The sequence below is a fragment of the Halomonas sp. KX33721 genome, from assembly GCF_001596805.1.
Classification (GTDB): Bacteria; Pseudomonadota; Gammaproteobacteria; order Pseudomonadales; family Halomonadaceae; genus Vreelandella; species Vreelandella aquamarina.
Genome location: NZ_LVIA01000013.1, coordinates 26,360 through 50,289, shown reverse-complemented (window position 1 = coordinate 50,289; position 23,930 = coordinate 26,360). Strand labels below are relative to the sequence as shown.

Genomic DNA, 23,930 nt, shown 5'->3' with positions numbered 1-23,930 from the left:
CACGAACGCCAGCACCCTTCGATGATCAAGGTGCTGGCGTTGTTATTTATAGAGTTATTTCTAAAGCGAGTGGCGCTGCCCTAGCGCGGCCAAATAGCGCTGATAGGCTCCTTCATAGGCGGCCACACGCTCGGCATCAGGCTCCGCTAGCGATGCCGCATCCAGATGCACTAAACGCTCGCAGAGTGATGCCAGGCTAACGCCCTCGGGTTGTAAATCGCACCAGGCCGCTTGAATGGCTGCTCCTAGCGCGGCGGCATCGGTAATCTCGGGGCAAATCACCTGGGTGTTGGTAATATCAGCGACCATTTGCCGCCACACCGGGCTTTTCGCCCCGCCGCCAATCAATCGAATCTGGCTGGTGCCCGCCGCCAGCTCGCCTAGCAGCTCCAGCCCATAGCGTAGGCCAAAGGTCGCACCCTCCATCACGCCTCGGCAGAGGTTGGCCTGGGTCATATTCAGGCTGGTCAACCCGAGAAAATCGCCGGTGGCATCGGGCAGCATGGGCACCCGTTCGCCGTTAAAGAACGGCAGCACGGTGACGCCATCGGCACCAATCGGGGCGCTGGCGACCTGTTCGCCAAAGGTAGCCAAGTCCAACCCAAACAGCTCACGCACGCGAGTCGTTGCCGAGGTCACGTTCATGGTGCAGATCAGCGGCAGCCACCCCCCGTGGCTGGCGCAAAAATTCGCCACCATGGCGCTGTCACACACCACGGAATTAGGTGAGTAAGCACACACCGTGCCGGAAGTGCCCAAACTGAGCGTGACCAGTCCCTGGGTAATATTTCCGGTGCCAATCGCCCCCATCATGTTGTCGCCACCGCCGGAGGAGACCACCACGTTATCGCCTAGCCCCAGCTCCTGAGCCACTAACGGGCGAACGCGGCCAGCGGGTTCATGGGCGTCAATGATCCGAGGCAGTACACGGTCAGGGTCGAGCTCCGGCGCAATGGCGGCAAACACCTCTTTTTGCCAGCACTGGGCGCGGGTATCAAAGTAACCGGTGCCCGAGGCGTCGCCTGCCTCGGTAACCCGTTCGCCGGTCAGCCAGAAATTCAGGTAGTCATGGGGCAGCAAGAGCGTAGCAATACGCTGGTAGGCATCCGGCTGATGCTCGCGTAACCAAGCCACTTTGGAAGCGGTATAGCCCGTTTGCAGCACCAGGCCCAGCTTCTCCAGGCAGCCCGCCTCGCCCCCCAGCGTTTCTACCAACGCGCTATTTTGAGCGCTGGTTTCGGTATCGCACCACAGCTTGGCGGGATACACCGGCACGCCATCGGCATCGAGTGCCACCATGCCGTGCTGCTGGCCAGACACACCAATACCGCGCACCTGCTTGGCATCGATCCCGGCGCGCTCAATCGCTTGAAAGAACGCGCCCTTGAGCGCCGCCAGCCACTCTGCCGGTGCCTGCTCCCGGCGGCCATGCTCCCCTTCATCCAGGCGATGCGGGCGGCTGCCCTCGCCCAGAATGACGCCCCGCTCTACATCCACCACCACGACTTTGGTACTTTGCGTACCGCAATCCACCCCGATATACATCACAACGTTCCTTTGGACGCGACCAGAGCCTCAAGAGTAGCCCGTGCGCCCCGTTCATGCAGCGACTTCAGCGCCTCCAGGTAGGCGTTAAGGAAGCGAGGCTGGTCCGCCAAGTCGCCAAACAGCTCCCGGTTTTCCACGAAGGCCGCTGGATGGGTGCGGTTATTGGTGGCAATGGCCATTAACGGCTCGCGCAAGCGGTCCACGATCTCAATGGTCTGCCCCTGCTCATCGACGCCTTCGGCGTAGCGTGCCCAGCTGGCCACCACGGCGGCGCTGCGCTCAATCTCACCGCCCTGGGCAAGCTGCTGGCGAATCACCGGCACTAACCATTTAGGAATGCGATCCGAGCTTTCGGCGCACAGCCGCGCCAAGGTATCTCTGATTTGTGGGTTCGCAAAGCGCTCGATCAGCGTCAGCCGGTAGGCTTCTAGATCCACCCCCGGCACGGGGGCCAGCGTCGGCGTGCCCTCTTCGCGCATGTAGCCGAGCAAGAACTCGACAAACAGCGGGTCTTGGCACACCTCATGGGCGTAGCGGTAGCCCGCCAGATAGCCAAAGTAGGTCAGCGCTTGGTGGCTGGCATTGAGCAGGCGCAGCTTCATGAGTTCGTACGGTTCGACATCCTCGACAACCTGCACGCCGACCTTCTCGAAGGCCGGGCGGCCCAAGGGGAAGTGATCTTCCAACACCCACTGGGTAAAAGGCTCGCACACCACGGGCCAGGCATCTTCAACGCCAAAGCGCTGGGAGAGCTCTTCGATATCCGTGGGCGCGGTCACTGGCGTGATGCGGTCTACCATGGCGTTGGGGAACGCCACCTCGGCGGCCAGCCAGTCGCCCAGCTCCGCACTGCGGGCGCGGGCGTAGGCGCTGAACATACGCTTGGCGACATCGCCGTTGCCTTGAATGTTATCGCAGGACATCACCGTAAACGGCGCAATACCCCGTGCCCGGCGGCGTACCAGGGCTTCCACCACCAAGCCAAAGCTGGTGGAGGGGCGCTCAGGATGGGCGAGATCGTCGCGCACCTGGGGGGCGTCCAGGTTGAATTCTCCGGACACCGGATGAAAGTTGTAGCCGCCCTCCGTAACGGTGAGCGAGACAATTTTGATGGCGGGGTCGGCCATGGTTTCGATCACCGCCTCGGGGTCTTCCGGGGCAAACAGGTAGTTCACCATGCTGCCAATCACCCGAGGCTGATATTCACCGTTAGGGTGCTTGACCACGAGGGTGTAAAGGTAGTCTTGTGCGGCGAGGGCCTGCTGCATGCGTTTGTCGCCGGGCATGACCCCCACGCCCACAATGCCCCAATCCAGCGCTTCGCCTTGGTTCATCAGCGCATCTACGTACATCGCCTGATGGGCACGATGAAAACCACCGACGCCAATATGGACGATGCCAGGCGTCACGGCCTGACGATCATAGGTCGGCGTCTCAACCGCCGCGCTGAGGGAACCCACATTGTGGTTATTAAGCTGGGTCATCGTCACTCTCCGGGTTATTGGCTGGGCAAGCGCGTCCTAGCGCCAGCGCTGGTCAGGTGGCACGCTGCTGGTTTTTACCAGCGCGGCGTTCAGCATGTCTTTTTGGTGGGTGCGCTCAAGCGCGCCGCTGTGGTCTTGGCCCATACAGAGCCAGCGGTTCACCAACCGCTCTACGAGCACTGCGTCGTCGACGTCGATCATTAGCGTCCAGTCGAACAGCGCGTGCAGTGAACGCCACGGATCTTGGTTCAATAGCAGATAATTGCCTTCCACAATCACAATGCGATGCGCGGGGGTGATTAACCGCCCACCGGCACGGGCAAGGTCCAGCGGCCGATCAAAGACCGGCACGGCCACCGGCTTATCCGCCCGACGGATGCGCATTAAATCGTGATGCAAGCCCTCCACATCGAAGGTGTGGGGCGCACCTTTCACAGGCAGCTGCTCATCGCCCAGTACGGCGTTATCGAAGTGGTAGCCATCCATCGGCACCACCGCCGCGTGCCCTGGGCGCAGTTGATTAATCGCTTCACAGAGCAGCGCGCTGCGGTAGGATTTTCCGGCCCCCGGCGGCCCCGCCAGGGCAACCATAAAGCGCGGCTTGCCTTCGGCGGCATCCAGCAGTTGGTGGCTTAACGAAACAAGATCAGGGCTCATAGGCGTCTTAGCTCATCCAGTTGCCGCCATCGACGTTGAGCGTCTGGGCGACGACGTAATCGCCATCCTGGCTGGCAAGAAACACGGCGGCGCCGGTGTGATCTTCCGGCAGCCCCATACGGCCATAGGGCACCGCCTCGCCCACTAGGCGCTTTTTCTCGCCTAATGGGCGGTTCTCGTAGCGAGCAAACAGCGCATCGACCTCTTCCCACATCGGGGTATCCACCACACCGGGGGCAATGCCGTTGACGTTAATGCGGTGTTTGATCAAATCGAGCCCGCAGGACTGGGTCAGGCTAATCACGGCGGCTTTGCTGGCGCAGTAAACACTCACTAGCGGTTCGCCACGTCGGCCCGCCTGGGAGGCCATATTGATAATTTTGCCTCCCTGACCTTGGGCCACCATGGCGCGGGCCACGGCCTGCAGGGTGAAAAACATGCCTTTGGTGTTCACCGCAAACTGTTTGTCAAAGCTGGCCTGGGTCACTTCCAGCACCGGCGCCATATCGAACACCGCCGCGTTATTGACCAAAATATCAATGCCACCAAAGCGCTCGGTGACGCTCTCCACCATGGCATCGATAGAGCCTTGGTCGCACACGTTCAGCACTACGCCCATAACCCGCTCGGCGCTGGCATCCTGCTGCAGCGTGGTGAGCGCGTCTTCGATGGCCTTGGCATCGATATCGGCCACCACGACACTGGCCCCTTCGGCCAAATAGCGCTGGGCAATGGCGAGTCCGATGCCACGGGCACCACCGGTAATCACGGCACGTTTATTGAGCAGTTTCATTGTTATCTTGTCCTTGCAGATGTAGTTGCCACTCGTCCACTAAGGCGCGGAGCCCGCGCATATGAGGCAAAATTCGCCAAGCACCCGCCGCGAGCAGGCGGTTAGGCTGCTCGTCGTCGATATGGCTGGCGCCCACAAAACCAATCACCCGCATGCCGGCGGCATGGGCAGCGGTAACGCCTGCCACGCTATCCTCAACCACTAGGCAGCGGCTGGGCGGGCAGCCAAGCTCATGCGCCGCCAAGCGGTAAATCGCCGGGTCCGGTTTAGGGTTATCGACCTGCTCGGCCGTGAAAATCGGCACATCGCCCAACGCCTCTTCCAACTGCGTTGTTGCAAGCGATGCCAATACGCGGCAGCGGCGGCTGTTGGAGACCACGGCCTTAGGTAAATCGAGACTACTAACGGCGTCGTGGACCCCTGCAATCGCGGTGAGCTCTCGTGCCAGACGCGCTTCTATGGCGCTATCGACCCGCTCGGAGGCATCAGGCGGCAACTGATGGCGGCTTAACTGCGCCAAGTGCTTAAGGATGTCGGCGGTCGTCATGCCCAGGGCTTGGCTGAGCAGCGTGGGAATATCCAGATCCGGCAGCCACTGCCCAAGGTGAGTTTCCAGGGTCTCTTCAGCCAGGGCTTCGCTATCCACCAGGACGCCGTCACAATCAAAAATTAGCGCTTTCATACCTGCGCCCCTGGCGCAGCAGGCTCGGTAGCCGCACGGTTATCCTGGCGGGTCAGGCTGGCCAGCGGGTGCTGTGACAGGCTCTCTAGCGCCAAGCCTTGGGCATCGAACAGGTGAGCACGCTCGGCGGCAAAGCTAAACTGCACGGTATCGTTCACCCGATAGGCTACATCGCCATCGGCCATAATGGTGATCAGTAGCTCGCCCATCTGCACGTACAGCGAGGTCTGCCCGCCTAAGCGCTCCAACACTTTAATCTGCCCACTCAGCGGGCCGTTTTCATCCAGCTGTAGATGCTCAGGACGAATACCCAGCTCCAGCGCTTCATCGCTGGCGAGCTGTTCGCCCGCCACAGGGATAGTGCAGGGCCGCCCGCCGGGCAGGCGCACGGTGACGCCATCATCGCCAATGGACTGCTGCTCGACGGTGAAGAAATTCATCTTCGGCGAGCCGATAAAGCCTGCCACAAAGCGGTTACGCGGGTGGTGATAGAGCGCCATGGGCGAGCCCACCTGCTCCACCACGCCATCGTGTAGCACGACGATTTTATCGGCCATGGTCATGGCTTCTATCTGGTCGTGGGTCACGTAAATCATCGTGGCATCCAGCTCTTCATGCAGCCGCGCCAGCTCGATACGCATCTGCACCCGCAACGCCGCGTCTAGGTTGGAGAGCGGCTCATCAAACAGGAAGATGCTGGGGTTGCGCACAATCGCTCGGCCAATCGCCACCCGCTGGCGCTGCCCGCCGGACAGCGCTTTGGGCTTGCGATCCAGCAGCGGCTCAAGCTGAAGGATCTTGGCAGCTTCCAGCACCTTGGCGCGGCGCTCCTCTTTGGGCACCCCAGCCAAGCGCATGCTGAAGCCCATGTTGCCCTCAACGGTCATGTGCGGGTAAAGCGCGTAGCTTTGAAACACCATCGCCAAACCGCGGTCGGCGGGGCCCACCTCGTTCATGCGCTTGCCATCGATGAGAATATCGCCGTCGCTGGCGCTCTCCAGGCCCGCGATCATGCGCATCAGCGTGGATTTACCGCAGCCCGAGGGGCCAACGAACACCACGAACTCACGATCATTAACGTCGAGATCAATGCCCTTGATGACCTTGGTGTCGCCAAACTGCTTGGTAATGTTCTTGAGTTGTAAGGTTGCCATGGGGAACTCCTTTACTTGACGGCGCCAAAGGTCAGGCCGCGCACCATTTGTTTTTGGGTCATCCAGCCGAGAATTAGGATGGGGGCGATGGCCATGGTAGAAGCCGCCGACAGCTTGGCCCAGAACAGCCCTTCGGGGCTTGAGAACGAGGCAATGTAGGCGGTCAACGGCGCGGCTTTCGACGAGGTGAGGTTGAGACTCCAGAACGCTTCGTTCCAGCTCAAAATCACCGAGAGCAGCCCGGTCGACGCAATCCCTGGCAGGGTCAGCGGCAGTAGCAGGAAGAACACTTCCTGCAGAGTGGAGGCACCGTCCATCCGGCCCGCTTCGAGAATGTCTTTGGGCATATCTTTAAAGAAGGTGTAGAGCATCCACACCACAATGGGCAGATTCATCAAGGTATAAATAATGATCAGCCCGGTACGGGTATCCAGCAGCCCGACATCTCGGAAAATCAGATAGATAGGCACCAGAACACCCACCGGTGGCAGCATTTTGGTGGAGAGCATCCACAGCAGCGTGCCCTTGGTGCGTTTAGTGGGCAAAAAGGCCATGGCGTAAGCGAGGGAATGGCGATGAGCAGCGCTAACAACGTGGAGCCAAATGCAACGGCAACGCTGTTTAACGCAAAGCGGGCGTAGCCCGAGCGGGCCTGAACAGCTTGATAACTTTCCAGCGTGGGTGAAAAAATAAAGCTGGGATCGGCAATGGCTGCCGTTTCGGTTTTAAATCCCGTCAGCACCATCCACAGGATGGGAAAGAAGATAATCAGCGCGATGGACCAGCCCAACAGAGTTAACACCAGTTGCCGGATGGGCAACGAGCGAGTGTGTGCTGGCGCGCTATTATGATGCGTTGTCATTGAAATACTCCCAAGACGCCCTGGTGCTGGGGTCAGTCTTCTAAGTTCTTAGCGACCATACGGACAAGGAAAATCGCGACGATATTGGCCAGAATGATGGCGATCACCCCACCCGCCGAGGCCATGCCCACATCGAAATCCAGCAGCGCTTGGATGTAGATCAAATAAGCCAAGTTGGTGGTGGCGAGCCCAGGCCCACCGGAGGTAGTGACAAAGATCTCGGCAAAAATCGTCAGCAGGAAGATCATTTCAATCATGATCACCACGCTAATCGCCCGCTTTAGGTGCGGTAGCGTGATAAAGAAGAAAATCGCCAGCGGCCCCGCGCCATCCATCCGTGCGGCTTCCACTTGGTCTTCATCCAGCGATTGCATCGCCGTCAGCAGGATCAGTAGCGCAAACGGCAGCCACTGCCACGAGACGATGATGATGATGGAGGTCAGCGGTAGCGATGAGAACCAGTCCAGCGCAGGAAGCCCCAGCGACTGTGCTAACCACGCCAACACCCCGTTAGAGGGGTGCATCATCATGTTTTTCCATACCAGCGCGCTCACCGTTGGCATGACAAAGAAGGGAGAGATCGCCAACACACGGGCAATCCCCCGCCCTGCGAAATCCTGCTGAAACAGTACCGCCAGTAACGTGCCGCCAATGACCGTAATCGCCAGTACTGACCCGACCAGCAGCAGCGTGTTGCCCATAGCCCGCCACAGTGCGGGGTCAGTTAGCAGATATTCGTAGTTTTCCACCCCGGCAAACCCGGCCATGTCGGGCATTAGCAGGTTGTAGTACTGGAAGGAGAACCATATCGTCATGCCTAACGGCACAATCATCCATAGCAGCAGTAGCGTGACGGCGGGCGCTTGAAGCGAAAGCGTTCTCAGCCCGCCGACCGTACGGCCAGAAGCACGTGTTCTATTCATGGAAATACCTGCAAGAAAACAGACCTGCGAGAACCACCGAAAACGCCTGCCCGTGGCCGGGCAGGCGCAGGAGTACATTAACGTTCGATGTAGCCCGCCCGCTGCATCGTGCGCTCAGTAGCACGCTGGGCGCTATCTAGCGCCTGCTCAACCGACGTATCACCGGTCAGCGCCGCCGCAATGGTTTGGCCTACCTGAGTGCCAATCGATTGGAACTCAGGAATACCCACAAACTGCACGCCCACATAGGGGTTCGGCTCTAAGCTAGAGTCGGTGGGGTCGGCCTCTTTAATGGCGTTAAGTACGAAGCCAGCAAACGGCGCGGCTGAGGTGTACTGCTCATTAGCGTAGGTGGATTCACGAGTGCCCGGCGGTACGCTGGTCCAGCCGTTAGTCTCACCGACAAGCTCGATATACTCTTCAGAAGTGGCCCAGGTAATAAACTCTTGAGCTGCCTCTTTATGCTCAGAGGAGGCTGGGATAGCCAGTGCCCAAGACCACAGCCAGTGGGAACCTTTGGGAGTTTCGGCGATGGGCGCAGGTGCAAAGCCAAGCGTACCGACTACGTCGGATTCGCTCTCATCGTAGAGCTTGCCTGCCGCCGAGGTAGCATCGACCCACATGGCGCAGTTACCGCGTGAGAAGAGCGCTAAGTTCTCGTTAAAGCCGTTGGAGCTGGCGCCAGGCGGGCCGTAGTTGCTGAGCAGGTCTACGTAGAACGAAATCGCGTTATTCCACGCCTCAGAGTTCAGCTCCGGGTTCCACTGCTCATCAAACCAGCGGCCGCCGAAGGTGTTCACCAGCGTCGAGACAAAGGCCATGTTCTCGCCCCAGCCCGGCTTGCCGCGCAAACAGATACCCGCCAGGCCCTCTTCGCTACCGTGGAGCTGTTCGGCCCAGTCGCGCACCTGCGCCCAGGTGGGCTGCTCGGGCATCTCAATGCCTGCCTGCTCAAACAGATCGGTGCGGTAATACATCATCGAGCTTTCCGCATAGAACGGCAGGGCGTGCAGCGTGCCGTCCAGGCTTAAGCCGTCGCGTACCGATGCCAGCAGATCGTCTTCGTTGTAGTCATCGGGCAGGCTGTCCAGCGGCTCAAGCCAGCCGCGTTCCGCCCAAATGGGCACTTCATAAGTACCGATGGTCATCACGTCGAACTGCCCACCGCCGGTGGCAATATCCGTGGTCATGCGCTGACGCAGCACGTTCTCCTCAAGTACCACCCAGTCCAGCGTGATATCCGGGTGCGCTTGCTCAAAGGCATCGGTCAGGCTCTGCATAATGACCATGTCATTATTGTTCACCGTGGCGACGGTGATCTCAGTTTGAGCCTGGGCTTGGCCAGCTACCGCAATAGCAGCTGCTAGGGTCGTGACGGGCAAATGACGCACGAGACGCATACAGCACTCCTCTTGGCAAATATTGGCATTGTTGTTGCCTTGATCTTATTGATCACCAACCGAACAAAAGATCGCACGCAAGCCAAAAAAAAGCAAAGCCTGGAGCGTTAGACTTTACGCTAATTTATTCAATTGCTTGCATGTTGCAACCGCGAAGATAGCGCTCACTCCATCGCCTCGAGGATATGCCGCGCAGCGATCTCGTCGGTGATCAAGCCCTTCAGCCAGCCACCGCGCAGTGCGGCTAAAATGGCAGGCGCTTTATCACGGCCACCGGCAATCCCCACCATGAGGTGCTTCCCAAAACGCTCCAGCGGCAAGCTGGTGACCCGTCGGGTAATCGAGCAATCGATCACCTCTCCACGCCGGTTCAGCGGCCAACCTAGTAGCTCCCCTACCGCTTCGCGGCCCAGCAGCTCATCTAGCTCGCTTTCGCTAATGAAGTGGTCTTGAAAAAGCGTGGCCTGGCGGTCAATACGGCCAATGCCGATAAACGCCGCCTCTGACTCTCGCGCTACATCGGCTATCGCTTTGAACAAGCGCTGGGACAGCATGGCCTCTTTTTCCGCCAGCGACTCCGCCACTACGGGGGCAGGCAATAAAAAGCGCTCGCCGCCGGTTTTATCCGCCAGCACCATCACGGCGTCGTAGCGGTTGGCGGAGCCATCCCGTGCCACGTTGCCCACCAGCGAGACAAAGCGATGCTGCGGCCGCTCCACACGGCTAAGCGCTTCCACTGCCGCACGCACCGAGCGCCCGGTCCCCAGCGAGAGCGTCAGCGGCTCGCTGCGCTCCACCAGCCGCGCAATGCGCTCGGCCCCCGCCACGGCCAGATAGTACGCGCCGCTTTCGGGGGCCTGGGTGTCCACAGGCACCACGTCGCAGTAGGCCAGCTGGAAGCGCTCCCGCAGCGCGCTGCCCAGCGCCATACAGGTGGAAATGGGGTGATCGATATGCACTTTCACCAACCCCTCTTGGCGCGCCAGGGCTAGTAAGCGTTGGACGCCAGGGCGTGAGACGCCAAGCTGAGTGGCAATCTCATCCTGGGTCATGCCGCCCACATAGGACATCCAGGCGGCCCTGGCTGCTTGGTCGAGCTTTACTTCAAACTTATCCATGGGTTGGTTCGCCGCTTATATTGAAAAACGCCATCATACAAAGCCTGCGCCAAGACCAGTAGTGTGCTATCCGCTAACATTGGCAGTACAGCGTTACGTCATTACCCAAGGGAGGCCTCTGATTATGTATAAGCTCGCGTTTTTTGTTCCCATTGAAAGTGCTGAAAGCGTTAAAAACGCCGTATTTGAAACCGGCGCGGGGCGGATTGGCGATTACGAACACACCTGCTTTCAAACGCGTGGTACTGGCCAGTTTCGTCCCCTTGATGGTGCAGAGCCACATATTGGTCAGGTCGGCACGCTAGAAACCGTCGAGGAGTTCAAGGTCGAGCTGGTCTGCGCCGACGAGCATATTCAGGCCGCTATTGCCGCGCTCAAACTGGCGCATCCCTATGAAGAAGTCGCCTACGACGTATGGCAGCTTGCCGACCTATAGAACAAGCTAGGCGCTACCCACATAGCGCTCGCGATCTTCAGGCGTGATTTTGCTGATATGCAGCGGATACGCAGCGTTTTCACGGTCGGCAAAGTAGTGGCGCAGCGTGCGCTCAATAGTAGGAAAAGCCAGCGCATTCCAAGGGATCTCGTGCTCCTCAAACAGCTCCACTTCCAAGCTCTCTGGCCCGGGGCCAAAGTCACCTATCAAGTCGGCAAGAAAAATCATATACACTTGGTTGATATGCGGTAGATCAATCAGCGTGTATAGACCGCCTAAAGTGACCTCGGCAAACGCCTCTTCCCAGGTTTCCCGCGTGGCGGCCTGCTGGGTGGTCTCAGCGTTTTCCATGTACCCCGCCGGTAGCGTCCAGTACCCTTTTCGAGGGGAGATCGCGCGCCTGCAGAGCAGTACTTTGGAGCCGCTCACCGGCAGCGTACCCGCCACGATACGGGGGTTTTGGTAGTGGATCGTGCCGCAGCCGTCGCACAGGTAGCGGGGGCGGTCGTCCCCCTCGGGAACGGCAAACCGGACTTTCTCACCACACTGACTACAAAAGTTCATCGCGTTTTCTCTACGGCTGGTGGGTCGAGGCATCAACGTGCTTGACGATGATCACCGTGGCTGGGTAAAAGAGAGCAAAGTAAAGAGACACCTATGTTAGAGAAACTGCGCAAACAGCTGCAACAGCATACCCCTCAACGGCTAGACCACATAGCGCTGCCGGAGGCGGCCGTGCTTATGCCCATCGTCGAGCGTCCTGCTCCTACCCTGCTGTTCACACGCCGGGCCAGCCACTTGACGACCCACCGAGGTCAGGTCGCTTTTCCAGGCGGCAAACGCGAACCGGACGATGCCGACCTATACGCCACCGCCTTGAGAGAAGCAGAAGAAGAGATTGCGCTGGCGCCTGGCCAAGTGCAACCGCTCGGGCGACTGTCGGATGTGATTTCGCTTCACGGCATTCGCGTGACGCCCTGGGTGGGTATTATTCCACCGGATCTACCGCTGGTGGCAGACCCAGCGGAGCTGGACGCTATTTTTGAAGTCCCGCTCAGCCACTTTTTAGACGACCAGCGCACCCATACCGATGTGATTACCGTCGATGGCGTCGCCCACTATGTGCCCAGCTATCACGTCGATGGTCACGTGATTTGGGGATTATCTGCCATGATGTTGGTGGAGCTGTTGGCCGAGGGTTTTGGAATGGAGATTGACCTTTATCAGCGCCCGCCCGGCGCCCTACGCCACTACCCCGAACGCCACACCCCTACAAGCAGTCGCTCGGCCAAAGCCGAACGCGCGCCCGTTACGAGAATCACGAAATGATCGCTTTATCTGAACTGGACTCTCCCGCCCTTGACCCGCAAGCCCATTTGGAGCTGGTCGACGCGCTGGTGGAACAAGGTTGGTATGTGGGGAAAGGGGTGATCGACTCGGCTCTGTGTCAAGCGCTGCACCGGGAGATTCATCAGCTGGCCGAGCTGGACGCGCTGGATGAGGCTGGCATTGGCCGAGGCCAGCAGCACCACTTACGTAAAGATATCCGGGGTGATGCTATCCATTGGCTAGACCGAGAGAGCGACGCTCAGCGCCGATACCTGGATGCTATGGCAGAGCTACAGCAGTCTCTCAACCAAGCGCTATTTCTTGGCCTGTTTGAGTACGAAGCCCACTTTGCTCACTACCCTGCCGGAGCCTTCTACCAGCGCCACTTGGACAGCTTTCGCGGGCGGGCCAACCGCGTGATTTCCACCGTCGGCTATTTGAACCCCGACTGGCCGAGCGACGGCGGCGGTGAAATGGTGATTTATCACCCGGACGACCCAACCCTGGAAGTGGCCCGCGTGGTGCCCGAAGCCGGTACGTTTGCCTGCTTTTTATCGGAAACCATTCCCCACGAAGTGCTACCCACCCGCCAGCCTCGCGCTAGCATTGCGGGCTGGTTCCGCCGCAACGCATCCATGGGCGGCGTATTAGATCCTGCCCGCTAATTTATGAGCAATAAGAGAGAGGCAACCCTAGCAGCAAAATTGGCCACCTTAGAAGCGCGCAACGCCGCACTCGAGGAGGAAAAGCGCCACTATCAGTGGCTGGCCGAGAGCACCACCGACCTGATCTCCCGCCACGCCCGAGACGGCACGTTTTTGTATGCCTCTCAGGCCGCGCGGGAGCTGCTGGGCTATGAACCCGACGAACTCATCGGCGTCTCCGCGTATCAGCTTTTTCACCCAGCGGATTTGAACGACCTGCTCAACAAGTCACCGCGGGTTTACTACCACGACGGTTTCTATCAGCAAACCTACCGTTTCCGCGCCAAAGCGGGCCATTACGTATGGTTTGAAACCACCAGCCGCACCCGGCGGGATACAGAGACCGGCGAATTGATCGATATCCTGTGCGTCTCCCGAGACGTTGGACGTCGTATTGAGGCTGAAGCCACTCGCGAGCGTTTGGCGCAGGTGGTCGAATCCACCACCGACTACGTGCTGTTTTTAGGGCCAAACCAGCAGGTATTCAGCGCTAACGAAGCCGCTCGCCGCTGCTTTGCCTTGCCCAACGAAGCGTCTACTGCACTCAGTGAGCTATACCAAGCCGACTCGCTGCGCTTATTAAATGAGGTGGTATTTCCCGCCGTGGAGCGTTACGGCTCATGGAGCGGTGAGCTGGAGATGCGCACCGCAAGCGGCAGCGTGCCGGTGCTCAGTGTGGTACTGGCCCACCGCAGCAGGGGGGCAGAGCCTGGTCACTTTGCCTTGGTGAATCGCGATATTAGCGCCCGCAAAGCCGCAGAAGCCCAGGCGCGTCGCCACCAAGAGCAGATTGCCCACGCTAACCGGCTAGCTGCCGCAGGCGAACTTGCCTCCAATATCGCCCACGAGCTGAATCAACCCTTAGGCGCCATTGCCAACTACACCAGCGGCGCGTTGCTAAAGTGCCAGCAGCAACCCACGCCCCTCGCCAGCGAGCTTCAACTACCTCTAGAGCGCATCGACGAGCAGGTACAGCGCCTCGCCCAGCGTCTGCGGCATCTGCGCAGCTTCGTCCGAAAGCGTAGCCATCAAGTACGCCCACTGGTGTTGGCTGACGTAGTGACGGCCGCCTGCGGGCTCTGCGACTGGCAGTACCAACAGGCAGCGGTGGGTCTAACGGTAGAGCTTCCCGCTGGGCTGCCGCGGATCTACGGCGACGCGATTGCCTTGGAACAGGTCATCGTTAATTTATTGCTGAATGCGCTGACTGCCAGCCGTCGAGTGGTTGATGCCAAAACAGTGCGCGTCAGCGCACGGCGAAGCGGCCAGCGACAAATCACGCTAAGCGTGGAGGACGAAGGGCCGGGGGTCGACCCGAGGTATCAGCCCATGATTTTTGACGCTTTTTTTACCACCCGTGATGAAGGGCTTGGCATGGGGCTAGCCATTAGCCGCACACTGGTGGAAAGTATGGGAGGCGCCCTCTCCCTGCGCACCGACAGCGCTAAAGGTGCCTGTTTTGACGTATTTCTACGCACGGAGACCGACGTTTGATGCCCTCGGCTAATGCGCCTACGACTGCCTCTTCGCCCAAGACTAGCGCCATCGCGGTGGTCGATGACGACGACGCGCTTCGGGAATCGCTGGTGTGGCTATTGGAATCGGTAGGGCTCACCTCCCGCGCTTTCGCCAGCGGTGACGCCTTTTTAACCACGGAGCACGAAACCTTTGGCGCGCTACTGCTGGACGTTCGCATGCCGGGTATGAGTGGTCTTCAGGTGCAACAACAGCTCGTTGACCAGGGCAGCCGCCTGCCCCTCATCATGATGACCGGTCACGGCGACGTTCCCATGGCGGTGGCAGCATTGAAGAACGGCGCATTCGACTTTATCGAGAAGCCCTTCAATCATCAGCAGCTCATCGATGTAGTGCAGCAAGCACTCAGCCATACCGAACAGCAGCATCAACAGACCCAGGCACTGGCACGATTACAAACAGAGTTCGACGCCCTGCGCCCCAAAGAGCAGCGCATCGTGCAGCATGTTGCAGAGGGCATGACCAGCCGTGAAATCGCCGATCACATGGGCATCAGCGCCAAAACCGTCGAGGTGTATCGACTGCGGGCGATGAAGGCGATGGGAGCGGCCAATGTGGCCGCCTTAGTGCGTCAGGCGGTAGCGCTCTCGCTGGTCCCCGCGTTGCCGCCTGATGCCGAGTGAACATTGGTTAGCTAAGTGGCACGATCTGGCCGCTGGCTTCTTTCAACACGCGGCTCACCTGCTCGTAGTTGGCACGACCTTCCCCTTTATGCTCTTCGATCAGGCTCACCACGTTCAACAGCGTTTCCATGCCAAAGGCCTGCTCATCGGTCGCCGTGAACGCCTGAATGTAGGCCTCGCCGTCGGCTCCCCACCCCAGCTTGATCGGCGCATCGATGATGTTCACCTGTGTGCCCACTGGCACACGCCAGAAGACTGACTCGATATCCTCGGGGTACATGCGAATACAGCCGCGACTGGCGCGCATACCAATCCCGTCAGGTTGATTGGTGCCATGAATCAGATAACCGGGAATATCCAACAAAATGGCATATTGACCCAGCGGGTTATCCGGTCCAGGCGGTACGACCGCAGGCGGCGGGTCACCACGCTCGGCGGCCTCGCGGCGGATCGACTCAGGCGGGTACCATGCCGGATTTTCCAAGCGCATGGTGGTTTCGGTGATACCCAACGGCGTATTGTAGGCATCGCGGCCAATGCCGATGGGATAGGTTTCGACACGGGGAGCATGGCCATCTTCGGCCTCGGGGTAGTAATACATGCGCAGCTCGGCAACGTTGATCACGATACCAGTGCGAGGCTCGTCAGGAAGGATGAACTGCCCCGGAATGGTGACCTCGGTGCCTTCGCCAGGCACCCACAGACTCACGTCCGGGTTAGCCATGCGGATCTCTTCGTAGCCCACGTTATGCGCTCGGGCAATATCCAGTAGCGTGTCCTCTTCACTCGCAGTGACGGTATACACTTCGCCCACCATATTGCCCGACTCGGGCAGTAAAAAATGGCCTTTCGGCAGCTCAGTATCGTTGGCGATCGCGCTGGCTGTCATCAGCCAAGCGCCTAATGCCACAACACCGCCAGCCAAGCGCTGTTTCAATGGCTGAAACAGCCATGAAGGGTCTGTCAGGGTCATTGGAAAATCTCTCTATGTCGCTATCGCTCTACGGCGATCTTGATGACGATGAAAATGAATATGCACAGCCATAGGCAGCGGGTCAATTCGCCAGACTGTCGCAGCCGTTTAACCTTTATCTAGCATTTTCTTGATAACGATGATCTTCGCACCGAGCTCGACACCGAGATGAACAATAGCGAAGACAACGCTAACGAGATGCGCGACACAGAGCTAAGCAGTACTTTAACGAGTACATAGCAGCCATTGCTCGCAAAAAGGGCCTTGCCATTCGGCAAGGACCTTCTCGTATGTGAGTGGCGACAACGGTATACAACACGCTGCCAAGCGCTGCCCTAAGGCAGTGCCAGATATTAGCCTTTCAACTTGGCAGACATCGTGATATCGGCCTTGAGGACTTTAGATACTGGACAGTTGGCCTTGGCGGTTTCGGCGGCTTCCTGAAAAGCAGCGTCGTCGGCACCGCTCACGCTGGCTTCCACGTCCAGGTGAATGCTGGAGATATCAAAACCGGCATCGCTTTGCGACAGCGTGACTTTTGCCTGGGTATCGATGGCGTCGGCGGTGTAGCCTTTCTCACCAAGGATCATCGATAGGGCCATCGAGAAACAGCTGGCGTGTGCGGCGCCGATCAACTCTTCTGGGTTGGTGCCGGGCTCGCCTTCGAAACGCTGCTTGAAGGAGTAACCTGCATCCAGTACGCCGCTTTCCGTGGCGACTTTGCCTTGGCCATCTTTCAAACCACCTTCCCAATGTGCGCTTGCTTTACTATCCATTCTGTTCTCCTTTCCTAGGGTAGTGTGCTTCTCGCAGGATGAACGCAGGGTTACGTTCGGTGCTCATTCAGCGTAGCTGATTCTTAGCAGTGATTCTATGTGGCTGTCGAAACCTCTAAACCCCGACGATAAAACTGCTGGCGCTCACTGCGGACAATAAAAAGGATTCGCTGGCTTGGCTTACTGGCAAGCGCGGGCGCAACGGCGGCCTCGACGGTGACGTTTCTCGTCCCCGTTAGCGCCCTGCTGTGGGGCTATGTGCTGCTGGAGGAAACGCTGAGCCTACAGGTCATTGCTGGCATGGTGATTACCCTACTGGGCACTGCCATTGCCACGAAAATGCTACGCTTTAGGCCTAGCGGGGCGTTACGGAGACCACTTCCCCCACACGAATGACGCCACCTTCCCCCGCCGTCAACGTGGCGTTTTGGCCAAAGTGCGCGCCCTTCAAGTGGGGTTGGGTATTCAGTGCCAGCAGCGTTTTCAGTGGCTCGGCTTGAGTAGGAATCGTGCCGGTCTGCTGGTCGACGGTGGTGATTTTGCAGCGCTGGCAGGGTTTGCGCAGGGTGAGCTGATAGCTGCCGCTCTCGATCGTCGCCCAACCATCCTCTTGCCAAGCCTCGTCGCAATCCACCACGATATTGGGCCGAAACCGATTCATGGGCACCGGTGTATTGCCGCCCGCCACCAGCGCGTTGTTCAACGCATCCAGCGAACCGGTAGTGGTGATCAAAAAGGGATAACCATCGGCAAAGTAGGTGTGCGCCTCGCCACCGGCCAGAAAATCGTCCTCCACCGCCCGTGTAAAGGTAGTGGCGAAACGCACCAGACTCACACCCTTGGCCGGTTCACCCAATGCCGCCTCTAGCCACTCGGACACTGCCTCGCTCTCCGGCAGCGCTTTGCAGTGATCACTCCACACCGATACCAGCCGCAAGTTGCCCTTGGGCTCTTCCAGTGAAATGGAAATTGGCTCGACGGTGGGGTGAGAGAGCACCAGAGCATCGGAGGTCAACGCCACGGAGATCGTGGCCAGCGCAGGTAGCTGGCGCTGGGTGACGAAGCGTTGCTGGGCATCCACCAGCATCCAACGGCGATCCCAAGCGAGGCCATGGGCATGGATCTCGCTTTGGGACACATCAATCCCCTGCAGGGATTTCACCGGATAAACCGTTAATTGGGTAATCTTCACAGCGGCCTCGCACGCTCGGGCGTAACAGGATAAAACGCTAACCTAACGAGGTTATCGTAAGCAGCCAAACAGTTTTTAGGATGGACGCTATAGCGTTTTACCCGCTTCGATACGATACCCCAAATCCACCACTTTCTGCTCCAGCGCTTCGCCACGGATCCGCGCCAGCAGGGCCTTTGCGGCGGCTTCGCCAATCGCCTTACGGGGCGTGACAACGCTGGCAAGGCGGGGCGTCATTGCCTGACCAACATCGTGGCCGTGAAACCCGGCAATCGCTATGTGTTCGGGCACACCGATGCCTTGGCGTAGACACTCGAAGTAAGCGCCCACGGCCACGTCGTCATTGGTACAAAAAATAGCGTCTGTTTCGGGGTAGTTACGCTGAATTTCCTGCATCAACGCAGCCCCCACGGTATAGGAGGAGCGCTGGCTACTCTGCAGCGTTACGGGGGGTAGCCCATGCTCTTCCATGGCTTGACGATAGCCCAGCTCACGCTGGCGGGTACGTTCATCCAAACGCACGGCCAAGTAGATAACTTGGCGGCGACCACGGCGCATCATCTCACTCACCATATCATAGGCGGCACGGACGTTATCGTAGCCCACTGCCTGCTGCAGCGGCGGGCGGTGGGTATCCATAATCTCCACAATGGGAATGCCAGCGGTTTCTAACATACGCAGGCTGCGCGGCGTGTGATCATGGTCAGAGAGAATCACCCCATCTACATTATACGACAGTAGCGAGGCAAGGCTGCGCTCCTCGAGCTCCTGACTATAGCCGTAGTGGGAGAGCATCAAGTGATAGCCTGCCGGTTCGGTATGGGCTTCGATCCCCACGATGACGTCGGCAAATACTTGGTTGGTCAACGAGGGGACCAGTACGCCTATCGAGTGACTGGTCGCGCGGGAGAGCAGATCCGGGGCGCGATTGGGTATATAACCAAGCTGCTCGGCGATGCCGAAGATGCGCTCTCGAAGCCCTTCCGATACCGTTTCCGGGTCGCGTAAACAGCGGCTAACGGTCATCTTGGTGGCACCAACGCGATCAGCAATATCTTGTAATGTAGGGCGTTTTTTCTTCAATGGCGTCGCTGCCTTGTACAATGGATGGCGCTCGAACCCTACCATAACGAATAGTAGAGCCCGCCGCCTATCCCTTCCTTTAGCCTAATGAGCGGCGCTGTTCGGGCACCAGCGTGGCGCTAAAACGCTCGACGATCACCGCCGGTGTTAGGCTGATGGAGAGCGTCACCGCCTCATCTGCTGCCGGTGGTTCTAGGTCGGCTAGCTGGCTGGCTAACATACTGTCGCCCTTAAAGAAGTGCCCGGCACGAGTTTCTAAGCGCTCGCGCAGCAGCCCATGCGTGCCTTCTAGGTAAAGAATACGCAGCGCGCTATCCCCCTCTCTCAGGCGGTCGCGGTAGCGCCGCTTCAGGCCAGAGCAGGCAATCACCACCGACTCACCCCGCGCCTTATACTCGGCAAATAGCCCAGCCAGGGTTGCTAGCCAGTCGCGACGGTCATCGTCGTTCAGCGGTGTACCGCTGGCCATCTTGGCTACGTTGGCTGGCGAGTGGTGGTCATCGCCATCAATAAAGGTGGCTTCCATACTGGCCGCTAGCTGCTGACCAATATGCGACTTCCCCGAACCTGACACCCCCATGACGAGAATGCGATATGAGCCGTTATGATTTGAATCAGTCGTCACACGCGGCTCCTATCAGTTACCGCGCACGGCGGTGAGGTCGGGCAACCAAGTCACGATGCTTGGGAAGGCGATGAGCAGCACCAGCACCACAAGCAGCGCGGCATAATAAGGCAACATGGCCTTGACCAAAGACTCCATGGAGACTTTACCCACGCCACAGCCCACGTAAAGACAGGTGCCCACCGGCGGCGTGAGTAGCCCAATCCCCAGAATGAAGGCCATCAGTACGCCAAAGTAAGCGGCATCCACGCCGACCGATGTGACGATAGGGGCCAGCATGGGTGCCATGATCACCATGGCCGGCGTGAGGTCCATTACAAAGCCCACCAGCAGCAACAGTGCCGCCACAATCAGCAGCAGAAGGAACGGCTCCTGGGTAATCGCCTGTACCTGACGTACCAACGTTTGCGGAACCATATTGATGGTCAAGAACCACGCAATAACGGTGGCAAAGGCCAACAGCATCATTACCATCCCGGTCAGCCTGGCGGTACGAATCAGCATACCCATGAGTTCGCTGAGCTTGAACTCGCGGTAAACCAGCAGTGAAATCGCCAGCGAGTAAAGCAGTGCCGCGACCGCCGCTTCTGTGGCGGTGAACACGCCGCCAATAATACCGCCAATGACAATCACCGGTAACACCAGGGCCAGCCAGGCGTCTTTAAAGGCTTTCCACAGCACGTCCCAGCGGAACTGGCGCACGCCGCCGCCCTGCTTATTGGCCAGAATATAGGTGGTGACCATCAGGGCAGCGCCAATCAGTAGCCCAGGCACAATGCCGGAAATGAACAGGCGGCTGATGGAGGTTTCGGTGACGATGCCGTACAGAATCAGCGGAATAGAAGGCGGAATAATAATCCCGATCACCGATGAGACCGTATTGATGGCCGTGGCGTTGGCCGCGGTATAGCCCTGCTGCTTCATGGAAGGAATCATCATCGAGCCGGTGGCCGCCGTATCGGCAACGGCAGAGCCGCTGATACCGCCGAAAAACATAGACCCGGTAATGGCCACTTGGCCCAGGCCGCCACGCATAAAGCCGACCAGCGCCCCCGCAAGCTCCATCAAACGACGCGCAATGCCGCCGTTACTCATTACTTCACCGACCAGAATAAAGAACGGAATGGCCAGCAGCGGAAAACTGTTCACTCCACGGATGGACTGCTCAATCATAATCGAGAGCGGAATATCTGAGAGCACCGCCATGACCAGCGCCGCCACTCCCAAACCAAACGCGATGGGCAAGCCGATCACAATCGACACTAATAAAATGGCTAGGAAAATCCACAGCATGGTGATCACTCCCCTTGCGCGTCAGCCGACTGGCCGTGTGGTTGAACAATCACGCGTACGCTCATCCATACCCGCCAAAGCGAGACGGCGGCAATAAAGATGACGCACAGCACTAGGGAAAGACTCACGAGGCTCAAGGGCACGCCCATAATCGCAGAGCGCCCGCTGGAGCGTGACAGCACTTGATAGCCGCCAAACACCATGACCAGCATAAGACCGGCAATAATTAGGTGCTGTAAGCAGTACAGCATATGCGCAAAGCGCAGTGGCAAACGCCGCACCAAGGCATCCACGGCAATGTGCTCATAGCGGGCAAACGCAGCGGCCGCGCCAATAAACACCAGCCAAATAAACAGCATGCGCGCCAGCTCATCGACCCAAGGCAGCGAGTGGTTAAATAGCGAACGGCCCACCACATTGCTGGACACCGCCACAATCAGCGCCACTAAAATGGCGCCGATCAAATACTCCATGCCAAGCGTTAACCAGCGAAACAGCGCGGGGCCTTGACGCGTTTCAGTATCAATTTCCAGCAGCTTGCGATTGGGGTCGTCTAAATAGACCGACGGATCTTCAATCGTAGGCGTTCTCAAAGAGGATTCAGCGTTGGGAGGTGTTGAGGAGGATGTCATAAGAACTCCAGGGGCACTGACAAGTCGGGCAGGCACAATGGCCTGCCCGATGGCGCGCTTAATGGTGCGTATTAGTTGCTAGCATCTTCAACGATCTGTTGAATTTCAGCGATCAGATCTTCGCCAATGCGCGGCGCCCACTCTTCATAAACGGGCTGCACGGCGTCTTGGAACGCGGCCAGTTGCTCATCGCTCAAGCGAGTGATCTGCATACCGCGGGCTTCTAACTGCTCACGGGACCAGTCGTCATACTCAGCAGAGAGTTGAATTTCGTACTCGGCGGATTGACGCGCGGCTTCCAGCACCAGCTCTTGGTACTCGGGTGCCATACGGTCCCAGGTACGCTCGGAAAGCATCATGATGAACGGTGTGTAGACGTGGCGGGTTTCGGTGCCGTAATCCTGAACTTCGTTGAAGTTAGAGGTCAGGATGGTGCTCCAGGGGTTTTCCTGGCCATCGACCACGCCCTGCTCTAGGGCAGAGAACAGCTCACCAAACGCCATCGGCGTGGGGTTAGCACCTAATGCTTCCCAAATCGCCAGGTGCACCGGGTTCTGCATGGTACGTACGCTCAAACCGCGAACATCCTGGCCTGCGACATCTTCTGGCGTTTCAACGGGGCGCGCGCTGTTAGAGAGCTGGCGGTAGCCGTTTTCAGAGAAAGTGAGTGCCTTTAAGCCAGTGCCTTCAAAGCCATCTAGCATCTCTTGGGCAACGTCGCTCTGCATCACTGCAATGGCGGCTTCACGGCTGGGCAGCAGGAACGGTAGGTCGAACGCCGACAGCGCTTGCACATAGCCTGTGGTTGCGGAGCTAGATGGGTACGTCATATCCAGCGTGCCGGTCTGCAGCATTTCCATCATCTGAACATCGTCGCCCAACTGGCTGTTGGGGAACACGTTGACCGTGATACGGCCTTCGGTACGCTGCTCTAGAATCTCGCCAAAGTATTGGCTAGAGAGAAACTGCGGAGAGGTTTCAGAAAGGCCAATGCCCATGCGAAGCGTATGGCTACCGTGGTCCGCCACGACATCCCCTTCAATGGCCGGCGGGTCGGAAAGCTCGGGGCTTTGGGCATGCGCCATGCCAAAAGTAAGGGTGGTTGCACCAACTAAGGTAAGCGTGTTGCGCCAAATCGCTGTCATGACGTTATCTCCAAACATTCATTGTTGTTGAGTGCTGAACTGCTAATTGCTAAGCGGTTATGAACGCTGCCGTGCTATCGCGCCTGTTACGCCGCAGTGTTACCGGTAACATCCAATAAGCGAAGGCTAGTGACCATTCGGCTGGGTGTCAAAGCAAAACTGCCAACTTACGACCAACGTCTAGGGATAGCCACTCACCGCCTAGCGCGCTACATTACCCGATATGCATCCTGTCCTGGAGTCCACATGCCTGCGTTAGACACTTGCAGCGAACTAGAGCTAGACCATCAGCTCTGCTTCGCCCTCTATTCAACATCGTTGATGATGACAAAAGTTTATAAACCGCTTTTGAAAAAGTTAGGGCTTACTTACCCGCAATACCTAGTCATGCTGGTACTTTGGCAAGAAGATGGCATTACTGCAGGGACGCTCAGTAAGCGCTTACTGACAGACCCTGGCTCGCTGACTCCTCTCCTAAAGCGTTTAGAAGCCGACCAGCTATTGCGCCGCCAGCGTAGCGTGCAAGATGAGCGCGTGGTGGAGCTATTTCTGACCGATAAAGGCCGTTCCCTGCGCGAGCAGGCGCGTCATATTCCCAGTTGTATGGTGAATGCCAGCGAGAAGTCTATGGAGGCCTTAACGCAGTTGAAAGAGGATTTGGTTCAACTGCGCGATAGCCTGCAAAAAGCCAAGTAGTGCGACTCTCGTCCGTGGCACTACAAACTTTCTGATCATCTAGCTTGCGCACAAAATAAAGCCGCACTAAATTAATAGCGAATGCGTAATTAACCTGATGTACCAGTCACTATCCAACCATAACGACTGAGCCCCATAAACAGGAGAGACTCAATGTCGATTGAAACGATTGCTTACCGCGCACATGCTCATGCCACGGGTGGCCGTGAAGGTTACGTCCCCATAAAGTAGGGATAACTCAGTAAGCTAGGCTAGGCGATTGCACT

24 protein-coding genes and 2 pseudogenes are annotated in these 23,930 nt (G+C 58.3%); 7 read left to right on the top strand and 19 right to left on the bottom strand.

Annotated elements, in window-relative coordinates; genetic code table 11:
* Nucleotides 1-60 precede the first annotated feature (60 nt).
* The 10 genes and pseudogenes from xylB to A3220_RS04940 form a co-directional block, all read right to left on the bottom strand.
* Nucleotides 61-1,545, bottom strand: a complete 1,485-nt coding sequence (gene xylB / locus A3220_RS04985) for a xylulokinase (RefSeq protein ID WP_062373553.1) — start codon at nt 1,543-1,545, stop codon at nt 61-63.
* Nucleotides 1,545-3,032 carry a mannitol dehydrogenase family protein gene (locus tag A3220_RS04980; protein ID WP_062373549.1) on the bottom strand — a complete coding sequence of 496 codons (1,488 nt, stop codon included), beginning with the start codon at nt 3,030-3,032 and terminating at the stop codon, nt 1,545-1,547. Before A3220_RS04980 ends, xylB begins: the two co-directional genes overlap by 1 nt.
* Nucleotides 3,033-3,068: 36 nt before the next feature.
* Nucleotides 3,069-3,689 (bottom strand): nucleoside/nucleotide kinase family protein, encoded by a 621-nt coding sequence (locus A3220_RS04975; protein ID WP_062373545.1) that lies wholly within the window; start codon nt 3,687-3,689, stop codon nt 3,069-3,071.
* Between the two features lie 7 nt (nt 3,690-3,696).
* Nucleotides 3,697-4,482: an L-iditol 2-dehydrogenase gene (locus A3220_RS04970; protein WP_062373543.1), complete on the bottom strand. Its 786-nt coding sequence runs from the start codon at nt 4,480-4,482 to the stop codon at nt 3,697-3,699.
* Nucleotides 4,466-5,164, bottom strand: coding sequence for an HAD-IA family hydrolase (locus tag A3220_RS04965; RefSeq protein WP_062359319.1), 699 nt, complete (start codon nt 5,162-5,164; stop codon nt 4,466-4,468). Before A3220_RS04965 ends, A3220_RS04970 begins: the two co-directional genes overlap by 17 nt.
* Nucleotides 5,161-6,318, bottom strand: coding sequence for a sn-glycerol-3-phosphate ABC transporter ATP-binding protein UgpC (gene ugpC / locus A3220_RS04960; RefSeq protein ID WP_062373542.1), 1,158 nt, complete (start codon nt 6,316-6,318; stop codon nt 5,161-5,163). Before ugpC ends, A3220_RS04965 begins: the two co-directional genes overlap by 4 nt.
* 11 nt (nt 6,319-6,329) lie before the next feature.
* A pseudogene (locus A3220_RS04955) lies at nt 6,330-7,180 on the bottom strand (carbohydrate ABC transporter permease).
* Nucleotides 7,181-7,212: 32 nt separating this feature from the next.
* The gene (locus A3220_RS04950) at nt 7,213-8,103 is read right to left on the bottom strand and encodes a sugar ABC transporter permease (RefSeq protein ID WP_062373539.1); all 891 of its coding nucleotides are present in this window, start codon (nt 8,101-8,103) and stop codon (nt 7,213-7,215) included.
* Between the two features lie 77 nt (nt 8,104-8,180).
* Nucleotides 8,181-9,503 carry a sugar ABC transporter substrate-binding protein gene (locus A3220_RS04945; RefSeq protein ID WP_062359323.1) on the bottom strand — a complete coding sequence of 441 codons (1,323 nt, stop codon included), beginning with the start codon at nt 9,501-9,503 and terminating at the stop codon, nt 8,181-8,183.
* 164 nt (nt 9,504-9,667) lie between these two features.
* Nucleotides 9,668-10,621, bottom strand: a complete 954-nt coding sequence (locus A3220_RS04940) for a sugar-binding transcriptional regulator (protein ID WP_062373537.1) — start codon at nt 10,619-10,621, stop codon at nt 9,668-9,670.
* Nucleotides 10,622-10,745: 124 nt separating this feature from the next.
* Here A3220_RS04940 and A3220_RS04935 point away from each other — a divergent pair, with 124 nt between their 5' ends.
* Nucleotides 10,746-11,057, top strand: a complete 312-nt coding sequence (locus tag A3220_RS04935) for a hypothetical protein (RefSeq protein ID WP_062359325.1) — start codon at nt 10,746-10,748, stop codon at nt 11,055-11,057.
* 6 nt (nt 11,058-11,063) lie between these two features.
* Here A3220_RS04935 and A3220_RS04930 read toward each other — a convergent pair whose 3' ends face one another.
* Complete coding sequence (locus A3220_RS04930) at nt 11,064-11,621, bottom strand: NUDIX hydrolase (protein WP_062373535.1); 558 nt, start codon at nt 11,619-11,621, stop codon at nt 11,064-11,066.
* Nucleotides 11,622-11,714: 93 nt separating this feature from the next.
* Here A3220_RS04930 and A3220_RS04925 point away from each other — a divergent pair, with 93 nt between their 5' ends.
* The 4 genes from A3220_RS04925 to A3220_RS04910 are packed head-to-tail and all read left to right on the top strand — an operon-like array spanning nt 11,715 to nt 15,249.
* The gene (locus tag A3220_RS04925) at nt 11,715-12,386 is read left to right on the top strand and encodes a CoA pyrophosphatase (RefSeq protein ID WP_062373532.1); all 672 of its coding nucleotides are present in this window, start codon (nt 11,715-11,717) and stop codon (nt 12,384-12,386) included.
* Entirely contained in the window at nt 12,383-13,051 is a 669-nt protein-coding gene (locus tag A3220_RS04920; protein ID WP_062373530.1) for a 2OG-Fe(II) oxygenase, read from the top strand. Before A3220_RS04925 ends, A3220_RS04920 begins: the two co-directional genes overlap by 4 nt.
* A 39-nt stretch (nt 13,052-13,090) precedes the next feature.
* On the top strand, nt 13,091-14,584 hold the full coding sequence (locus A3220_RS04915; protein ID WP_252860416.1) for an ATP-binding protein: 1,494 nt from the start codon (nt 13,091-13,093) through the stop codon (nt 14,582-14,584).
* Complete coding sequence (locus A3220_RS04910; RefSeq protein ID WP_058576940.1) at nt 14,584-15,249, top strand: sigma-70 family RNA polymerase sigma factor; 666 nt, start codon at nt 14,584-14,586, stop codon at nt 15,247-15,249. The genes A3220_RS04915 and A3220_RS04910 overlap by 1 nt, the downstream gene beginning before the upstream one ends.
* Nucleotides 15,250-15,256: 7 nt before the next feature.
* Here the strand turns inward: A3220_RS04910 and A3220_RS04905 are convergent, their stop codons facing one another.
* Together A3220_RS04905 and A3220_RS04900 are read right to left on the bottom strand one after the other, a co-directional pair.
* Complete coding sequence (locus A3220_RS04905) at nt 15,257-16,138, bottom strand: L,D-transpeptidase family protein (RefSeq protein WP_244891609.1); 882 nt, start codon at nt 16,136-16,138, stop codon at nt 15,257-15,259.
* 437 nt (nt 16,139-16,575) lie between these two features.
* Nucleotides 16,576-16,998 (bottom strand): OsmC family protein, encoded by a 423-nt coding sequence (locus A3220_RS04900; protein WP_044627904.1) that lies wholly within the window; start codon nt 16,996-16,998, stop codon nt 16,576-16,578.
* Nucleotides 16,999-17,175: 177 nt separating this feature from the next.
* Between A3220_RS04900 and A3220_RS16785 the strand changes: the two are divergent.
* A pseudogene (locus A3220_RS16785) lies at nt 17,176-17,394 on the top strand (EamA family transporter); the annotation flags it as partial.
* On the opposite strand, the gene A3220_RS04895 reads toward A3220_RS16785, so the two are convergent.
* The 6 genes from A3220_RS04895 to A3220_RS04870 form a co-directional block, all read right to left on the bottom strand.
* Nucleotides 17,354-18,190 (bottom strand): MOSC N-terminal beta barrel domain-containing protein, encoded by an 837-nt coding sequence (locus A3220_RS04895; protein WP_062359328.1) that lies wholly within the window; start codon nt 18,188-18,190, stop codon nt 17,354-17,356. The pseudogene A3220_RS16785 and the gene A3220_RS04895 sit on opposite strands and share 41 nt — an antisense overlap.
* Before the next feature lie 87 nt (nt 18,191-18,277).
* Nucleotides 18,278-19,273 (bottom strand): gluconate operon transcriptional repressor GntR, encoded by a 996-nt coding sequence (gene gntR, locus A3220_RS04890; RefSeq protein WP_062359352.1) that lies wholly within the window; start codon nt 19,271-19,273, stop codon nt 18,278-18,280.
* Between the two features lie 79 nt (nt 19,274-19,352).
* Complete coding sequence (locus A3220_RS04885) at nt 19,353-19,853, bottom strand: gluconokinase (RefSeq protein ID WP_062359353.1); 501 nt, start codon at nt 19,851-19,853, stop codon at nt 19,353-19,355.
* 57 nt (nt 19,854-19,910) lie between these two features.
* Nucleotides 19,911-21,191, bottom strand: coding sequence for a TRAP transporter large permease (locus A3220_RS04880; RefSeq protein ID WP_044627905.1), 1,281 nt, complete (start codon nt 21,189-21,191; stop codon nt 19,911-19,913).
* A 5-nt stretch (nt 21,192-21,196) separates the two neighbouring features.
* Nucleotides 21,197-21,823, bottom strand: a complete 627-nt coding sequence (locus A3220_RS04875; protein WP_062373525.1) for a TRAP transporter small permease — start codon at nt 21,821-21,823, stop codon at nt 21,197-21,199.
* A gap of 71 nt (nt 21,824-21,894) precedes the next feature.
* Nucleotides 21,895-22,968: a TRAP transporter substrate-binding protein gene (locus A3220_RS04870; protein ID WP_044627907.1), complete on the bottom strand. Its 1,074-nt coding sequence runs from the start codon at nt 22,966-22,968 to the stop codon at nt 21,895-21,897.
* Between the two features lie 246 nt (nt 22,969-23,214).
* Between A3220_RS04870 and A3220_RS04865 the strand changes: the two genes are divergently transcribed.
* Nucleotides 23,215-23,664, top strand: coding sequence for a MarR family transcriptional regulator (locus A3220_RS04865; RefSeq protein WP_062359330.1), 450 nt, complete (start codon nt 23,215-23,217; stop codon nt 23,662-23,664).
* Nucleotides 23,665-23,930 lie beyond the last annotated feature (266 nt).

What these genes read in the sequence shown, in the direction of transcription:
- xylB (WP_062373553.1), bottom strand. Translation starts at nt 1,545, where the DNA reads ATGTATATCGGGGTGGATTGCGGTACGCAAAGTACCAAAGTCGTGGTG.
- A3220_RS04980 (WP_062373549.1), bottom strand. Translation starts at nt 3,032, where the DNA reads ATGACCCAGCTTAATAACCACAATGTGGGTTCCCTCAGCGCGGCGGTT.
- A3220_RS04975 (WP_062373545.1), bottom strand. Translation starts at nt 3,689, where the DNA reads ATGAGCCCTGATCTTGTTTCGTTAAGCCACCAACTGCTGGATGCCGCC.
- A3220_RS04970 (WP_062373543.1), bottom strand. Translation starts at nt 4,482, where the DNA reads ATGAAACTGCTCAATAAACGTGCCGTGATTACCGGTGGTGCCCGTGGC.
- A3220_RS04965 (WP_062359319.1), bottom strand. Translation starts at nt 5,164, where the DNA reads ATGAAAGCGCTAATTTTTGATTGTGACGGCGTCCTGGTGGATAGCGAA.
- ugpC (WP_062373542.1), bottom strand. Translation starts at nt 6,318, where the DNA reads ATGGCAACCTTACAACTCAAGAACATTACCAAGCAGTTTGGCGACACC.
- A3220_RS04950 (WP_062373539.1), bottom strand. Translation starts at nt 8,103, where the DNA reads ATGAATAGAACACGTGCTTCTGGCCGTACGGTCGGCGGGCTGAGAACG.
- A3220_RS04945 (WP_062359323.1), bottom strand. Translation starts at nt 9,503, where the DNA reads ATGCGTCTCGTGCGTCATTTGCCCGTCACGACCCTAGCAGCTGCTATT.
- A3220_RS04940 (WP_062373537.1), bottom strand. Translation starts at nt 10,621, where the DNA reads ATGGATAAGTTTGAAGTAAAGCTCGACCAAGCAGCCAGGGCCGCCTGG.
- A3220_RS04935 (WP_062359325.1), top strand. Translation starts at nt 10,746, where the DNA reads ATGTATAAGCTCGCGTTTTTTGTTCCCATTGAAAGTGCTGAAAGCGTT.
- A3220_RS04930 (WP_062373535.1), bottom strand. Translation starts at nt 11,621, where the DNA reads ATGAACTTTTGTAGTCAGTGTGGTGAGAAAGTCCGGTTTGCCGTTCCC.
- A3220_RS04925 (WP_062373532.1), top strand. Translation starts at nt 11,715, where the DNA reads ATGTTAGAGAAACTGCGCAAACAGCTGCAACAGCATACCCCTCAACGG.
- A3220_RS04920 (WP_062373530.1), top strand. Translation starts at nt 12,383, where the DNA reads ATGATCGCTTTATCTGAACTGGACTCTCCCGCCCTTGACCCGCAAGCC.
- A3220_RS04910 (WP_058576940.1), top strand. Translation starts at nt 14,584, where the DNA reads ATGCCCTCGGCTAATGCGCCTACGACTGCCTCTTCGCCCAAGACTAGC.
- A3220_RS04905 (WP_244891609.1), bottom strand. Translation starts at nt 16,138, where the DNA reads ATGACAGCCAGCGCGATCGCCAACGATACTGAGCTGCCGAAAGGCCAT.
- A3220_RS04900 (WP_044627904.1), bottom strand. Translation starts at nt 16,998, where the DNA reads ATGGATAGTAAAGCAAGCGCACATTGGGAAGGTGGTTTGAAAGATGGC.
- A3220_RS04885 (WP_062359353.1), bottom strand. Translation starts at nt 19,853, where the DNA reads ATGGGGGTGTCAGGTTCGGGGAAGTCGCATATTGGTCAGCAGCTAGCG.
- A3220_RS04880 (WP_044627905.1), bottom strand. Translation starts at nt 21,191, where the DNA reads ATGCTGTGGATTTTCCTAGCCATTTTATTAGTGTCGATTGTGATCGGC.
- A3220_RS04875 (WP_062373525.1), bottom strand. Translation starts at nt 21,823, where the DNA reads ATGACATCCTCCTCAACACCTCCCAACGCTGAATCCTCTTTGAGAACG.
- A3220_RS04870 (WP_044627907.1), bottom strand. Translation starts at nt 22,968, where the DNA reads ATGACAGCGATTTGGCGCAACACGCTTACCTTAGTTGGTGCAACCACC.
- A3220_RS04865 (WP_062359330.1), top strand. Translation starts at nt 23,215, where the DNA reads ATGCCTGCGTTAGACACTTGCAGCGAACTAGAGCTAGACCATCAGCTC.